General features: G+C 71.9%; 16 protein-coding genes. 9 read left to right on the forward strand and 7 right to left on the reverse strand.

The window, feature by feature from the left end:
- Positions 1 to 27: 27 nt before the first annotated feature.
- The gene (locus tag ACFY7H_RS06845) at positions 28 to 633 is read right to left on the reverse strand and encodes a hypothetical protein (protein WP_388934156.1); all 606 of its coding nucleotides are present in this window, start codon (positions 631 to 633) and stop codon (positions 28 to 30) included.
- Positions 634 to 697: 64 nt separating this feature from the next.
- Here ACFY7H_RS06845 and ACFY7H_RS06850 point away from each other — a divergent pair, with 64 nt between their 5' ends.
- A complete protein-coding gene (locus tag ACFY7H_RS06850) occupies positions 698 to 1279 on the forward strand; it encodes a Uma2 family endonuclease (protein WP_388934159.1) in 582 nt (193 codons plus the stop codon).
- A gap of 112 nt (positions 1280 to 1391) precedes the next feature.
- Here ACFY7H_RS06850 and ychF read toward each other — a convergent pair whose 3' ends face one another.
- On the reverse strand, positions 1392 to 2480 hold the full coding sequence (ychF, locus tag ACFY7H_RS06855) for a redox-regulated ATPase YchF (RefSeq protein ID WP_388934162.1): 1089 nt from the start codon (positions 2478 to 2480) through the stop codon (positions 1392 to 1394).
- 150 nt (positions 2481 to 2630) lie between these two features.
- On the opposite strand from ychF, the gene ACFY7H_RS06860 reads away from it, so the two are divergent.
- Positions 2631 to 3116 (forward strand): DUF6542 domain-containing protein, encoded by a 486-nt coding sequence (locus ACFY7H_RS06860; protein WP_388934165.1) that lies wholly within the window; start codon positions 2631 to 2633, stop codon positions 3114 to 3116.
- 36 nt (positions 3117 to 3152) lie between these two features.
- Here ACFY7H_RS06860 and ppgK read toward each other — a convergent pair whose 3' ends face one another.
- Complete coding sequence (gene ppgK, locus ACFY7H_RS06865; protein WP_388934168.1) at positions 3153 to 3902, reverse strand: polyphosphate--glucose phosphotransferase; 750 nt, start codon at positions 3900 to 3902, stop codon at positions 3153 to 3155.
- A gap of 21 nt (positions 3903 to 3923) precedes the next feature.
- Positions 3924 to 4928, reverse strand: coding sequence for a 4-hydroxy-3-methylbut-2-enyl diphosphate reductase (locus tag ACFY7H_RS06870; protein WP_388934171.1), 1005 nt, complete (start codon positions 4926 to 4928; stop codon positions 3924 to 3926).
- 86 nt (positions 4929 to 5014) lie between these two features.
- On the opposite strand from ACFY7H_RS06870, the gene ACFY7H_RS06875 reads away from it, so the two are divergent.
- From ACFY7H_RS06875 to ACFY7H_RS06890, 4 genes are all read left to right on the forward strand, one after another.
- Entirely contained in the window at positions 5015 to 6394 is a 1380-nt protein-coding gene (locus ACFY7H_RS06875) for an APC family permease (RefSeq protein WP_388934174.1), read from the forward strand.
- Positions 6395 to 6427: 33 nt separating this feature from the next.
- Entirely contained in the window at positions 6428 to 7765 is a 1338-nt protein-coding gene (xseA, locus tag ACFY7H_RS06880; protein ID WP_388934177.1) for an exodeoxyribonuclease VII large subunit, read from the forward strand.
- A 19-nt stretch (positions 7766 to 7784) separates the two neighbouring features.
- Positions 7785 to 8057: an exodeoxyribonuclease VII small subunit gene (locus tag ACFY7H_RS06885; RefSeq protein WP_388934179.1), complete on the forward strand. Its 273-nt coding sequence runs from the start codon at positions 7785 to 7787 to the stop codon at positions 8055 to 8057.
- Positions 8058 to 8159: 102 nt separating this feature from the next.
- Positions 8160 to 8750, forward strand: coding sequence for a malonic semialdehyde reductase (locus ACFY7H_RS06890; protein WP_388934181.1), 591 nt, complete (start codon positions 8160 to 8162; stop codon positions 8748 to 8750).
- Between the two features lie 128 nt (positions 8751 to 8878).
- On the opposite strand, the gene ACFY7H_RS06895 is transcribed toward ACFY7H_RS06890, so the two are convergent.
- Positions 8879 to 9406 carry a DUF4245 domain-containing protein gene (locus ACFY7H_RS06895; RefSeq protein WP_388934990.1) on the reverse strand — a complete coding sequence of 176 codons (528 nt, stop codon included), beginning with the start codon at positions 9404 to 9406 and terminating at the stop codon, positions 8879 to 8881.
- 225 nt (positions 9407 to 9631) lie between these two features.
- Here ACFY7H_RS06895 and glpX point away from each other — a divergent pair, with 225 nt between their 5' ends.
- A complete protein-coding gene (gene glpX, locus ACFY7H_RS06900) occupies positions 9632 to 10663 on the forward strand; it encodes a class II fructose-bisphosphatase (RefSeq protein ID WP_388934184.1) in 1032 nt (343 codons plus the stop codon).
- Between the two features lie 149 nt (positions 10664 to 10812).
- Here glpX and ACFY7H_RS06905 read toward each other — a convergent pair whose 3' ends face one another.
- Together ACFY7H_RS06905 and ACFY7H_RS06910 are read right to left on the reverse strand one after the other, a co-directional pair.
- Complete coding sequence (locus tag ACFY7H_RS06905; protein ID WP_388934188.1) at positions 10813 to 11214, reverse strand: WhiB family transcriptional regulator; 402 nt, start codon at positions 11212 to 11214, stop codon at positions 10813 to 10815.
- Between the two features lie 131 nt (positions 11215 to 11345).
- Positions 11346 to 12014, reverse strand: a complete 669-nt coding sequence (locus tag ACFY7H_RS06910) for a DUF1707 domain-containing protein (RefSeq protein WP_388934191.1) — start codon at positions 12012 to 12014, stop codon at positions 11346 to 11348.
- Between the two features lie 149 nt (positions 12015 to 12163).
- Between ACFY7H_RS06910 and ACFY7H_RS06915 the strand changes: the two genes are divergently transcribed.
- A complete protein-coding gene (locus ACFY7H_RS06915; protein ID WP_388934194.1) occupies positions 12164 to 13834 on the forward strand; it encodes a fumarate hydratase in 1671 nt (556 codons plus the stop codon).
- Between the two features lie 162 nt (positions 13835 to 13996).
- Entirely contained in the window at positions 13997 to 14617 is a 621-nt protein-coding gene (locus ACFY7H_RS06920) for a hypothetical protein (RefSeq protein WP_388934196.1), read from the forward strand.
- Positions 14618 to 14636: the final 19 nt, after the last annotated feature.

A 14636-nucleotide genomic window follows, 5' to 3' on the forward strand; every position in this document is an offset into this window, starting at 1 on the left:
CGCGGCGGCCAGGTCGGCAAGCCAGGATCAGCACCGTGGCGCGTATTCCTCGCCCGGCGACGGCGGCCGGACCTCCAGGATCGTCGCCGTCCCGCCGGCCTCCGCGCTCTCGTAAAGCCTGATCCGGTCGCCGTGGGCGAGGTGACTCCACCGCGCCGCGGTCAGGGGCAGGAGCCGCACCGGCGCCCGAGCGCCGGGCGCGAGGTCGTCAGCGAACTCGACCCACAGCACGGCGATGTCCAGTTCACACGTGCCGTCGTCCCTCCGGTTGCCGATGTCCCACATCGGCCGCAGCACCCCTGCTCCGGGAATCGGCGTACGCCGGAAGGTCTCACCGGCCGGCCGGAGCGCGAGTTCGGCCCGGATGACGCCGACTCGCGCCTCGGCCCCCCGCCACCGGCACCACTCCCGGCTCCGTTCGAGCCGCAGCATCCCGGCCGCACGCCCGAGCTCCTCCCAGAAGCCCGACGGCGCCGACCGCTCGCCACGCAGCTCTTCCAGCAGGTCGAACGCGACCTCCCACTCGTCGTGCGCGAGGTACTCCCAGACATCGGACACCGTGACGTCGTTCTCGGTGGCCACCCCTTCGGGCACCAGCAGCGAGGCGGCCTCAAGCATCCCGACGACATCCACGCGCCGATTATGGATCAGCAGCACGACGCCCCCTCTTGGCGGGCGCCATCGCCAGGGTCGACTCGTGACCGCACTGCCCGAGTGGATGCGCCCGCCGCGCGCGGAAGGCTGGTTCGCGGAGGGCCTCGACCGCCTCCCCGAGGCACCCCGCCACACCGAGCTGATCGATGGAGCCCTCGTCTTCATGGTGTCGCCCCAGAGGTGGTGGCACGGCCACCTCGTCACCATGCTCACCGTCGCACTCATGGAGCAGGTGCCAGCCGACACCAGAGTCGGCCGCGAAATGACCATCAAGCTCGACCCGCGCAACCGTCCCGAACCGGACCTGCTGGTGACGACGGCCGATTTCGACGGCGACCGTACCTGGTTCGCACCGGAGGACGTCCAGCTCGTCATCGAGGTCGTCTCCCCGGAGTCCGCCCATCGCGATCGCACAGTAAAACTCCGCAAGTACGCGGAGGCCGGCATCCCGCACTACTGGTGCATCGAGGACGAGGACGGGGCACCCGTCGTCCACGTCTACGAGCTCGACGAACCCACCCGCGCCTACGCGCCCGCCGGGATCTTCCGGGACACCCTCCAGCGTCCGGTGCCCTTCCAGGTCAGCCTCGACCTCGACAAGCTCACGCCGCCCCGAAGCGGCTGAAAAGTCGGCACCAAGTCAGCACTGGAATGCAGAAGGGGTTGGACTCGTTAGAGTCCAACCCCTTCTGACCTGCACGTTTGACCAAACCAGCTAACACGCAGCAACGAAACGACTACACGTTGAAGCGGAACTCCACCACGTCGCCGTCCTGCATGACGTAGTCCTTGCCCTCCATGCGGGCCTTGCCCTTCGCGCGGGCCTCCGTGACCGAGCCGCATTCGACCAGGTCCGCGAAGGAGATGACCTCGGCCTTGATGAAGCCGCGCTGGAAGTCGGTGTGGATGACGCCGGCGGCCTCGGGGGCGGTGGCGCCCTGCTTGATGGTCCAGGCGCGGGTTTCCTTCGGGCCGGCCGTCAGGTAGGTCTGGAGGCCCAGGGTGGCGAAGCCGACGCGGCCGAGGGTGGCGAGGCCGGGCTCTTCCTGGCCGACGGACTGGAGGAGCTCCAGGGCTTCCTCGTCGTCCAGCTCCGCGAGGTCCGCCTCCAGCTTCGCGTTCAGGAAGATCGCCTCGGCCGGGGCGACCAGGGCGGACTGCTCCGCCTTGAAGGCCTCGTCCGTCAGCTCGTCCTCGTCCACGTTGAAGACGTACAGGAACGGCTTCGTGGTGAGGAGGTGGAGCTCGTGGAGGAGGTCGCCCTTCTCCGTGCCCTTGGTGATGCCCTTGGAGAAGAGGGTGTCACCGCCTTCGAGGATCTTCTTGGCCTCGACGACCGCCGCCAGGACCGCGACCTTCTCCTTCTGGAGGCGGGACTCCTTCGTCAGGCGCGGCTCCGCCTTCTCGATGGACTGGAGGTCGGCGAGGATCAGCTCGGTGTTGATCGTCTCGATGTCGTCCTTGGGCGAGACCTTGCCGTCGACGTGGACGACGTTCTCGTCCTTGAAGGCGCGGATGACCTGGCAGATGGCGTCCGACTCGCGGATGTTCGCCAGGAACTTGTTGCCCAGGCCCTCGCCCTCCGAGGCGCCCCGCACGATGCCCGCGATGTCGACGAAGTCGACCGTGGCGGGGAGGATCTTCTGGGAGCTGAAGATCTCGGCCAGCTTGGCCAGGCGGGGGTCGGGGACGCCGACCACGCCGATGTTCGGCTCGATGGTGGCGAACGGGTAGTTGGCCGCCAGCACGTCGTTCTTGGTCAGGGCGTTGAACAGGGTCGACTTGCCGACATTCGGCAGGCCGACGATTCCGATCGTGAGCGACACGTTGGCGACTTCCCGTAGCTGGAGGGGGCGGCGGCCCGGAGGTGGGCCACCGGACAGTTTACTTTCCGCTGAGCGGCGCTGGTTGTACGCGTGTCCGGACCGGGATCCGGGCGGCTTCCCGCCTAGTTTGGTGGGGTGGAGCAATACAGGATGCGTTCGGTACGTCACCCGCGGGTGCCCGCCCCGGTGCCCGCCCCGCCGCGGCGGCCCGCCGCGCCCCGGCGGCCGCCGCGGCCGATGCTGACCGGGCTCGGCGGCGGGCTGTTCGCCTGCGTGGCGATGCTGCTGGTGGCGGGGGTCTGCCGGCTGCTGTTCGGCTCCTCGCTCTTCGCGTACGGGCTCCTCTTCCTGCCCGTCGCCGCCGCGGTCGCCGTGTGGGTGCGGCCGGCGGACCTGATCACCGCGCCGATCTCGGCCCCGATCGCCTTCGCCGCCGGAGTGTGGCCGGTCTCGGGCGGCTCCGGCGGCTTCGGCGGGCAGCTCATGGGGGTGGTGTCCGCGCTGTCCCTGCACGCCGGGTGGCTGTACGCGGGCACGCTGATCGCCGGGCTGATCGCGCTGGCGCGCAGGGCCGCGCTGAGCGGGCGCCGGCGAGCCGCCCGGCAGCAGCGCAGGACGTCCAGCGCCGCCTACTGACCCGCCCGCCGGCCCCCCTCTGCCGGGCGGCCCCGCCTACCGGGCGCCCCGGTCGCGGGCGGCCATGGCCGCGCCGACGATCCCCGCGTTGTTCTGGAGCTTCGCGGGGACGATCTCCGCCCGGATGCCCTTGATCAGCGGCAGGAACTTCTCCGGCTTGCGGCTGACACCGCCGCCCAGGATGAGCAGGTCCGGGGAGAAGAGCATCTCCACGTGAGCCAGGTACTTCTCCAGCCGCTGCGCCCAGCGCTCCCAGCTGAGGTCCCCGTCCTCCTTGGCCTTGACCGACGCCCGCGTCTCCGCGTCGTGGCCCTTGAGCTCCAGGTGGCCCAGCTCGGTGTTCGGCACGAGCCTGCCGTCCAGGAAGAGCGCGCTGCCGATGCCCGTGCCCAGGGTCAGCAGGAGCACGGTGCCGCCCACCCCGCGGCCCGCGCCGTACGTCATCTCCGCGACGCCCGCGGCGTCGGCGTCGTTGAGGACCGTGACCGGCCTGCCGCCCAGCCGGTCCGACAGCAGGGCGGCCGCGTCGACGCCCACCCAGCCCTTGTCCATGTTGGCCGCCGTCCGGATCACGCCGCCGGTGACCACGCCGGGGAAGGTGACACCGACCGGGCCCTCCCAGGAGAAGGCGTCCACCACCTCCGCGACACAGCCGGCCACCCCCTCGGGGGTGGCCGGCTGTGGGGTCGCCACCTTGTGGCGCTCCTGCGCCAGCTCGCCGCGCTCCAGGTCCACGGGAGCGCCCTTGATGCCGGAACCGCCGATGTCCACGCCGAAGATCTTCATGGACATACCGTACGAAAGGAGTTACTTGTCGGCGACCAGTTCGGCCGCTTCGGCGCGCAGGTCGCGGCGCAGCTCCTTGGGCAGGGAGAAGACGATCGACTCCTCGGCCGTCTTGACGATCTCCACGTCGGCGAAGCCGCGCTCCGCGAGCCACTCCAGCACCTGCTCGACCAGGACCTCCGGCACCGAGGCGCCCGAGGTCAGTCCGACCGTGGTGACGCCCTCCAGCCAGGCCTCGTCGATCTCGCTCGCGAAGTCGACCAGGTGGGCGGCGCGGGCGCCGGCGTCCAGGGCGACCTCGACCAGGCGGATGGAGTTCGAGCTGTTCTTGGAGCCGACGACGATGACCAGGTCGGAATCGGCGCCCATCGCCTTGACGGCGGCCTGCCGGTTCGAGGTGGCGTAGCAGATGTCGTCGCTGGGCGGGGAGACGAGCAGCGGGAACTTCGTCTTCAGCGCGTCGACGGTCTCCATCGTCTCGTCGACCGAGAGGGTGGTCTGGGAGAGCCAGACGACCTTCGACTCGTCGCGGACCTCGACCTTGGCCACGTCGTCCGGGCCGTCGACGATCGTGATGTGTTCCGGGGCCTCGCCGGAGGTGCCGATGACCTCCTCGTGACCCTCGTGGCCGATGAGGAGGATGTCGAAGTCCTCGTTGGCGTAGCGGATGGCTTCCTTGTGGACCTTGGTGACCAGCGGGCAGGTCGCGTCGATCGTCGCGAGCCGGCCGTTCGCCGCCTCCTCGTGCACCACCGGCGCCACGCCGTGCGCGGAGAACATCACGATGTTGCCCGGCGGGACCTCCTCCGTCCGCTCGACGAAGACGGCGCCCTTCTTCTGCAGCGTCTGGACGACGTACTTGTTGTGCACGATCTCGTGGCGGACGTAGACCGGAGCGCCGTACTGCTCGAGGGCCTTCTCGACAGCGATCACGGCACGGTCCACGCCCGCGCAGTAACCGCGCGGGGCGGCGAGCAGGACGCGGCGGGAGGCGGGAGCGGGGGCGGGAGCAGTCATACGCTCCATCGTACGGGGGTCTCCAGCAGGCCGGACGTCGCCCGTTCGGCACAGACTTGGCCGAACGTCCGTACCGACCCTCACCCGGAGGACCCATGGCATCCGCGACGGATTCCCGTACGGCGGCGCCCGCGGCACTGCGCCGGAGTCTGGGTTTCCGCGACCTGGTGGTCTACGGGCTGCTCTTCATCGCGCCGATGGCCCCGGTGGGCGTCTTCGGCACCCTCGACGCGAAGTCGCACGGCGCCGTGGCCCTCGTGTACCTGGTCGCGACCGTGGCGATGGCCTTCACGGCCCTCTCGTACGCGCAGATGGTGCGGGTGGCCCCGCAGGCCGGTTCGGTCTTCACGTACGCGCGCAAGGGGCTCGGCGAGGGGCCCGGGCTGATCGCCGGGTGGATGGCGCTGCTGGACTACCTGCTGATCCCGGCGGTGGCGTACCTGTTCTCCGGGATCGCGATGCACGCGCTGGTCCCGGAGGTGTCCCGCTGGGTGTGGACGGCGCTGGCCGTGGTGGTCACCACCCTGCTGAACCTGTGGGGCGTACGGGTGGCCGCGCGGGTGGGCTTCGCCGTGCTGGCGGTGGAGATCGCGGTGCTGGTGGTGTTCCTGGTCGCGGCGGTGACCGTGCTGGCCGGCGGCGGGGCCCGGCGCGGCTGGCTCTCGCCGCTGACCGGCGACGGGTCGCTGGGCTTCTCGGCGGCGGCCGTGCTGGGCGCGGTGTCCGTGGCGGTCCTGTCGTACCTGGGCTTCGACGCCATCGCCTCCTTCGCGGAGGAGGTCACCGGGGGGAGCGCGCGGGTGGCCCGGGCGGTGCTGTTCTGCCTGGCGCTGACCGGGGTGCTGTTCGTCGCCCAGACCTACCTGGCGGCGCTGCTGGCCCCGGTGTCCTCGGCGGAGCTGGCGGCGGACCCGGCGCTCCAGGGGCCGGCTTTTTACGACGCGGTCGAAGCCTCGGTCGGGTCCTGGCTGCACGACCTGGTGGCGGTGAGCAAGGCGGTCGGGGCGGCCTTCGCGGCGCTGGCCGGGCAGGCCGCGGCGGGGCGGCTGCTGTTCGCGATGGCCCGGGAGCGGCGGCTGCCGGCCGCGCTGGCGCGCACCTCGGGCGGTACGCCGCGGGCGGCGCTGCTGGTGGCGGCAGCGGTGACGCTGGTGGCGGCGGTGTGGGCGGCCCGGCGCGACGACGGCCTCGGCCATCTGGTCTCCGTGGTGGACGTCGGGGCCCTGGTGGCGTTCACCCTGCTGCACGCCTCGGTGGTGGGCTGGTTCGTCGTCCGGCGGCGGGAGGGGTCCCCGGTCTGGTGGAAGCACCTGGTGGTGCCGGTGCTGGGGGCTGCGGTGACGGTGGCGGTGATCGTGGAGGCCTCCCGGACCGCGCAGCTGGTGGGGGTGGTGTGGCTGCTAGTGGGGCTGGGGGTGCTCCTCGTGCAGCGCGGGCGCGACCGCGCGGGCGCCGACACCCCGGGCGGCGCCTGAGACGCTGTCAGCGGCGCCGGTTAGCCTGCGTGCATGGGTCTGAATACGTCGGCTGACGCGCCGCTGCCGGTCGGTCAGGTGTCCCGGCTGATCGGGGGCTGGATCGACCGCCTGGGCCAGGTGTGGGTGGAGGGGCAGATCACGCAGCTGTCCCGGCGGCCGGGGGCCGGGGTGGTGTTCCTGACGCTGCGCGACCCGTCGCACGACGTCTCGGTCAGCGTGACCTGCTTCCGCCAGGTCTGGGACGAGGTCGCGGACCTGGTCTCCGAGGGCGCGCGGGTCGTCGTACTGGCCAAGCCGGAGTGGTACGCCCCGCGCGGGCAGCTGTCCCTGCGGGTGAGCGAGATCCGCCCGGTCGGCATCGGGGAGCTGCTGGCGCGCCTGGAGCGGCTGAAGCGGTCGCTGGCCGCCGAGGGGCTGTTCGCGCTGGACCGCAAGAAGCCGCTGCCGTTCCTCCCGCAGCTGATCGGCCTGGTGGTGGGGCGGGCCTCGGCGGCCGAGCGGGACGTGCTGGAGAACGCGCGCCGCCGCTGGCCCGCGGTCCGCTTCGAGGTGCGCAACGTGGCCGTGCAGGGGGTGCACGCGGTGCCCCAGGTGGTGGAGGCGGTCAGGGAGCTGGACGCGCGGCCCGATGTGGACGTGATCATCGTGGCGCGGGGCGGCGGCAGCGTGGAGGACCTGCTGCCCTTCTCCGACGAGGAGGTCGTACGGACGGTCGCGGCCGCCAGCACCCCGGTGGTGTCGGCGATCGGGCACGAGCCGGACTCCCCGCTGCTGGACCTGGTGGCGGACCTGCGGGCGTCCACGCCGACGGACGCGGCCAAGAAGGTGGTCCCGGACGTGGGCGAGGAGCTGGAGCGGGTGCGCCAGCTCCAGGGCCGGGGGCTGCGCGCCCTGCGCGGCCTGCTCGACCGGGAGGAGCGCGGGCTGGAGCACTGCCTCGCGCGCCCGGTGTTCGTGCACCCGCAGCGGATGGTGGAGACCCGGGGGGCCGAGCTGGACGCGCTGCTGGCCCGCGGCCGGCGCACGCTCGGGCATCTGCTGGACCGGGCCGACTCGGAGCTGGAGCACACCCTCGCCCGGGTGGTGGCGCTGTCCCCGGCGGCGACCCTGGAGCGCGGGTACGCGGTGCTCCAGCGGGCGGACGGGCACGTGGTGCGGGCGGCCGCGGAGGTCACGGCGGGCGAGGTGCTGCACGCCCGGGTGGCGGCGGGCGCGTTCACGGTGGCGGTCGCGGAGTCCGGCGCCGGGGGGCCGGAGGCGGGCCGGGGAGAGGGCCCGGGGGCAGGCGCGGAAACGGGCCCGGGAGAGGGCCCGGAAACGCCGGTGGAACCGGGCTCGACCGCCGGTGCAGGGCCCCTCGAAAACTGACACATTCCACCGCAACCCGATGCACCGCACACCTACGATGGGATACCAAGGAATGACCGACACCGATACGGCGCTGGGGTATGAGCAGGCGCGCGACGAGCTCGTCGAGGTCGTCCGCAAGCTGGAGGCCGGCGGCACCTCCCTGGAGGAGTCACTGGCCCTCTGGGAGCGCGGCGAGGAGCTGGCGAAGGTCTGCCGGCACTGGCTCGAGGGGGCTCGCGCCCGCCTCGACTCGGCGCTGGCGGCCCGGGAGGCGGCGGCCGGCCAGGACGGCGGCGACCGCGAGGAGTGATCCGGCTCACCGCCCCCGACGAGTTAGTTGAAATTTCACCTACTTTCGCCGTAGGGTCGGTGATACCGCTTCACTTCCGTACCCGACGAAGAAGGCTTACCGATGTCTCTCGTGCTCGATGCCGCTGCTCAGGACCTCCTCTTCCGCGAGGCCCGCACCGCCAACTCGTTCTCCGACGAGCCCGTGACCGAGGAGCAGGTCCAGGCCATCTACGACCTGGTGAAGTACGGCCCGACCGCTTTCAACCAGACCCCGCTGCGCATCACCCTCGTCCGCTCCCCCGAGGCCCGCGAGCGCCTCGTGAAGCACATGGCCGAGGGCAACCAGCCCAAGACCGCCGCCGCCCCGCTGGTCGCGATCCTCTCCGCGGACAACGAGTTCCACGAGGAGCTCCCCCAGCTGCTGCCGCACTTCCCGCAGGCCAAGGACGCCTTCTTCTCCGAGCGCCCGGTCCGCGAGCAGTCCGCGGTGCTGAACGCCGCCCTCCAGGCCGCCTACTTCATCATCGGCATCCGCGCCGCCGGCCTGGCCGCCGGCCCGATGACCGGCCTGGACTTCGCCGGCGTGCAGAAGGAATTCCTGGACGCCGACCACACCCCGCTGATGGTCGTCAACATCGGCAAGCCGGGCGAGGACGCCTGGTTCCCGCGCTCCCCGCGCCTGGAGTTCGACCAGGTCGTCACCACCGTCTGAGCCGCCGGGCCGCCCGCGAGGGGCAGCCGCGGGCACCGCGTACGGCGAGAGGCCGCCCGCCCCGGATTCCGGGGCGGGCGGCCTCTCGCGTTGGTCGTGCGTACGGGGTACGGGTCCCGCCTCGGCCGCTACGGGGTCTGCGGCCCCTGCTTGAACTCCAGCGCCGCCGCCATCGCGCCCAGCCCCTCGAAGGAGGCCGTGCCCGTCACCACGGTGACGTAGCCCTGCTCCTGCCGGACCAGCGCGTCGTACTTCTCGCCGTCCCAGCGCTCCCACGCCCGGTCGCCGACCTGCTGGGTCTGCCCGGTGGCCTTCGCCTGCTGGGTGAGCTTGGCCACGTTCTTGGCGGAGGCGTCGGTGGACTGCTCCACGGCGACGTACTGCCTGTCCGGATCCTGGAAGCCCAGGTGCCAGGCGTGCGCGTTCTTGCGCTCGAAGGTCACCGAGGTGGCCCGCCACCGCTCCGGAAGGCCCACCGGGGCCGCCACCGGGTACGGCGCCGCGCGCCGGGCCGTGATGGTCTCCACCCGGTAGTCCACCGTGCGCGTCGGGTCGGCGTCCTCGTCGTGGGGGACGAATATGTAGATGCCCGCCACGACCACGCCGATCACCGCCAGCGACCGGACCATGTCCCAGACCGTCTGCTTGCCTTTCATACCTGCCACGGCACCATCGTCCCGCATCGTCCTGGGCGATCACCGCCGGGGTGGGCGTGGCGGCGGGGACGGCCCCCGCGGCGGGGCACCGCGATGTCCGCTCAGCCGTACGGGCGCACCGATATTCCGCTCATACGTGACCCGGTCTGCTCAATATGTCGATGAACCGATAGAGTTCCAGCACCCTCACATCCCGGCCGTCGTCGTACAGAAAGGTGCGCTCCGATGACCGAGCACAACCTGCCGCCCCAGCTCGAAGTCGCTCCCGATTCGCCTGACCGCAACCTCGCCCTGGAACTCGTACGGGTCACCGAGGCCGCGGCCCTCGCCGCGGGCCGGTGGGTCGGCCGCGGCGACAAGATCGGCGCCGACGGTGCCGCGGTCAACGCGATGCGCACCCTGATCTCCACCGTCTCGATGAACGGCGTCGTCGTCATCGGCGAGGGCGAGAAGGACGAAGCGCCGATGCTCTTCAACGGCGAGCACGTCGGCGACGGCACCGGCGCCGAGGTCGACATCGCCGTGGACCCGATCGACGGCACCACGCTCAACGCCAAGGGCATGCCCAACGCCATCGCCGTCCTGGCCGCCGCCGACCGCGGCACCATGTTCGACCCGTCCGCGGTCTTCTACATGGACAAGCTGGTCACCGGCCCGGAGGCCGCTGACTTCGTCGACATCAACGCCCCCGTCTCGGTGAACATCCGCCGCGTCGCCAAGGCCAAGAGCATCGCCCCCGAGGACGTCACGGTCGTCATCCTGGACCGCCCCCGTCACGAGGGCATCGTCAGGGAGATCCGCGAGACCGGCGCCCGGATCAAGTTCATCTCCGACGGCGACGTCGCCGGCTCGGTCATGGCGGTCCGCGAGGGCACCGGCGTCGACCTGCTCATGGGCATCGGCGGCACCCCCGAGGGCATCATCTCGGCCTGCGCCATAAAGTGCCTCGGCGGCGTCATCCAGGGCAAGCTGTGGCCCAAGGACGAGGCGGAGCGCCAGAAGGCGATCGACGCGGGCCACGACCTGGACCGCGTCCTGACCACGAACGACCTGGTGTCCGGCGAGAACGTCTTCTTCGTCGCCACCGGCATCACGGACGGCGAGCTGCTGCGCGGCGTCCACTACCGCTCGGAGACCGCGACCACGTCCTCGCTGGTCATGCGGTCGAAGTCGGGCACGATCCGGCAGATCGACTCCACGCACCGCCTGTCGAAGCTGCGCGCCTACAGCGACATCGACTTCGACCGCGCCCAGTAGGAGCGGTCCGGCCGTCGACGGCACGGCGAAGGGGCGGTCCCTGTGCGGGGGACCGCCCCTTCGGCGTGTCCGCGGCGGGGTGCGGTGGTCGAGGGGCCGGGGTGGCGGTGCCGGGGGCGCGGGCGCCGAGCGCCGCGGCGGCGCGCCGGTCAGCCGGCCGCGGCGACCTGGCCGGGCGCACCCGCGCCGGGGAGCAGCTCGGCGGCCCGGCGCCGCCTGCGCCCCAGCACCACGCGGCGCTCGGCGGCGGTGAGCCCGCCCCAGACGCCGTACGGCTCGGGCTGGAGCAGGGCGTGCTCCCGGCAGGCGACCATCACGGGGCAGCGCGCGCAGACCCTTTTGGCGGCCTCCTCGCGGGCGAGCCGGGCCGCGGTCGGCTCTTTGGACGGCGCGAAGAAGAGCCCCGCCTCATCCCTGCGGCAGACGGCCTCGGCGTGCCATGGGCCGTCCTCTTCCCTGGCCGGAACCCGCGGCTTCGGCACGGCGGCCGGACGCGTCTGAAGACTCTGGACGGCGGCGGCCTGCAGGGACTGATGCGGCGGATGCGGCACGGTCTACTCCTGACGACGTATACGCGAGCGAGAGACGATGCACCAGTCCCTACCCGCTGCGCGTGCCGCTAAGCGCCGTGCGCCGCCGGGGCGGACCGGTTCGTCCGAAACCGGACGCCATCCGGTCGGATTCAGTCCCGGCGTTCGCGGCGCTTCGCGGCCAGGTCGACCAGGCGGGAGCCGCGCCGGGGGCTGGCCTCGATGTTGCCGAGCAGGGCGAAGCCGCGGACGATCACCACGGGGGCCTGAGGGTCGGCGGCGAGGCCCTCGCCGCGCACCTCGAAGTTGCCGAGGACGCCGCTGCCGTAGCCGCGCAGGGTGACGTTCTCCGGGACGAGGACCTCGACGTTGCCCAGGACGCTGGCGACGGTGATCTCGGTGACCTGCTGTTCGAAGACGGCCTCGGTGAGGTCGATCGTGATGTCGCCCATGACGGAAACCGCACGGGTGCGGGTCCCGGGGCGCCAGCGGCCCTTGCGGGCCGAGCTGCTGCACACCGCGACCACCGTCTCGACGGGTCCGGCGGCCGGCGGGGGCGCGACGGCGGGCGCGGCGGCCGTCCGGTGGGCGGCCCCGGCCGCCGGGAGATCGCGTACGAGGACGTCCAGCTCCCCGACCGTCTTGACGGCGTACAGGGTGTCCAGGCGCTCGGCGTGTTCCTCGGGGCTCAGCCGGCCCTCCGCGAGGGCGTCCGAGAGGGTCTGCGCGATCCGGTCCCGGTCGGCGTCGGAGGCGCGCAGGCCGGAGGGCCCGGCGGCGGGCGCGGGGGCAGGGGCGGCGGAGTGCTTTTCCAGGTCCACGCCGTCAGCATAGCGAAACACGATAGATCGCGATAGCGCGGGGTGAGCCTTACCTCACAGACACAGTCGGCGCGAGAGGTCCTACGCTTGACAGTCGCGCTGCCAATTGGTCGCCAGCGCTGCCCGCCGAGTGAGGAATGGCTACCCAAATGCCGGAGTTCGCGTACACCGACCTGCTGCCCCTGGGCGAGGACACCACCCCCTACCGGCTGGTGACCTCGGAGGGCGTCTCGACCTTCGAGGCCGACGGCCGTACGTTCCTCAAGGTCGAGCCCGAGGCGCTGCGCACGCTCGCCGCGGAGGCCATCCACGACATCCAGCACTTCCTGCGCCCCGCGCACCTGGCGCAGCTCCGCCGGATCATCGACGACCCGGAGGCGAGCTCGAACGACAAGTTCGTCGCGCTCGACCTCCTGAAGAACGCGAACATCGCGGCCGCCGGGGTCCTGCCGATGTGCCAGGACACGGGCACGGCCATCGTGATGGGCAAGCGCGGCCAGAACGTGCTGACCGAGGGCGGCGACGAGGCGGCGCTCTCGCGCGGCATCTACGACGCGTACACGAAGCTGAACCTGCGCTACTCGCAGATGGCCCCGCTGACCATGTGGGAGGAGAAGAACACCGGCTCGAACCTGCCCGCGCAGATCGAGCTGTACGCGACCGACGGCGGCGCGTACAAGTTCCTCTTCATGGCCAAGGGCGGCGGCTCCGCCAACAAGTCCTTCCTCTACCAGGAGACGAAGGCGGTCCTCAACGAGGCCTCCATGATGAAGTTCCTGGAGGAGAAGATCCGCTCCCTCGGCACGGCGGCCTGCCCGCCGTACCACCTGGCGATCGTGGTCGGCGGCACCTCGGCCGAGCACGCCCTGAAGACCGCCAAGTACGCCTCCGCGCACTACCTGGACGAGCTCCCGACCGAGGGCTCGCCCCACGGCCACGGCTTCCGCGACCTGGACCTGGAGCAGCAGGTCTTCGAACTGACCCAGAAGATCGGCATCGGCGCGCAGTTCGGCGGCAAGTACTTCTGCCACGACGTCCGCGTCGTGCGCCTCCCCCGCCACGGCGCCTCCCTGCCCGTCGCGATCGCCGTCTCCTGCTCGGCGGACCGCCAGGCGGTCGCGAAGATCACCGCCGAGGGCGTCTTCCTGGAGCAGCTGGAGACGGACCCGGCGCGGTTCCTTCCGGAGACCGAGGACTCGCACCTCGACGAGTCCGCGGACGTGGTGCGGATCGACCTGAACCAGCCGATGGACGAGATCCTGGCGACCCTCACCAAGCACCCGGTCAAGACCCGGCTGTCCCTGACCGGACCGCTGGTCGTGGCCCGCGACATCGCGCACGCCAAGATCAAGGAGCGGCTGGACGCGGGCGAGGGCATGCCGCAGTACCTCAAGGACCACCCGGTGTACTACGCCGGCCCCGCGAAGACCCCCGAGGGCTACGCGTCCGGCTCCTTCGGCCCGACGACGGCCGGCCGCATGGACAGCTACGTCGAGCAGTTCCAGGCGGCGGGCGGCTCGAAGGTCATGCTGGCCAAGGGCAACCGCTCGCAGCAGGTGACGGACGCGTGCGGCGCGCACGGCGGCTTCTACCTGGGCTCGATCGGCGGTCCGGCGGCGCGCCTGGCGCAGGACTGCATCAAGAAGGTCGAGGTCCTGGAGTACGAGGAGCTCGGCATGGAGGCCGTCTGGAAGATCGAGGTCGAGGACTTCCCGGCCTTCATCGTCGTCGACGACAAGGGCAACGACTTCTTCCAGAACCCGGCCCCGGAGCCGACGTTCACCCACATCCCGGTGCGCCAGGGGTCCCAGCTGTCGTAGTGCCTCCGCCCGGGCCGTCCGTGGCCCGCGGGACCGAGGGCCCCTCCCCCGCCCGGGGGAGGGGCCCTCGCGCATGTCGGCCGAGGGGCAGATGCCGTGCCGGCGGGACCCGGCGAGGCTGTTCCCGTCAGCGAAACAGCCTTCTCTCACCGGGAGTTCACCATGAGGAACCGTACGCGGACCCTTGCCCTGGCCGGCTCCGCCGCCCTGGTCGCGACGCTGGTCGCCGCCGCTCCGGCCCCCGCCACGCCCACCGCGCACAAGCCCGCCTCGGTGCACGGCGGCGGGACGGTCTCGTACCCGTACGTGCCCGCGGACCACGACATCCGCTTCACCGTCGACGCGGAGGCCGCCCCCTGGAGCAGGCCCTTCCCGGCTCCGGGCGGGGAGCAGGGGATGCCGGTCGACGCGCGCGGCAGGGTGACCGTCTTCCACGCCATGCCCGACCAGGACTTCACCGGCGTCGCCGAGGCGGAGGTGGACTGCATGGTCACCGGTGGCAGGACCGCCACGGTGACCGCGGTGGTCACCTCCTCGAACGTCGGCTGGGAGGGCAAGCGGATCGGGATCAGCGTCCAGGACGGCGAGCGCGGGGCCCCCGACCGGGTCGGCTTCTCGCGGGGCATCGCCAACGTCGACGTGAAGGCCGACGGATCCGCCTCCGCGGCCCCCGTGGGCACCTGCATGGCCCCGGCCCCCTTCACGGAGGTGGTCAAGGGCGGTTTCAAGGTGACCCCCGCCCCGCTGGCCCCGCGACCGGCGCGTGCCGGGGTCTCCGGTTAACGTCGGGGTCACAGGCCCG

The sequence above is a fragment of the Streptomyces sp. NPDC012794 genome (genome assembly GCF_042901085.1).
Classification (GTDB): domain Bacteria; phylum Actinomycetota; class Actinomycetes; order Streptomycetales; family Streptomycetaceae; genus Streptomyces.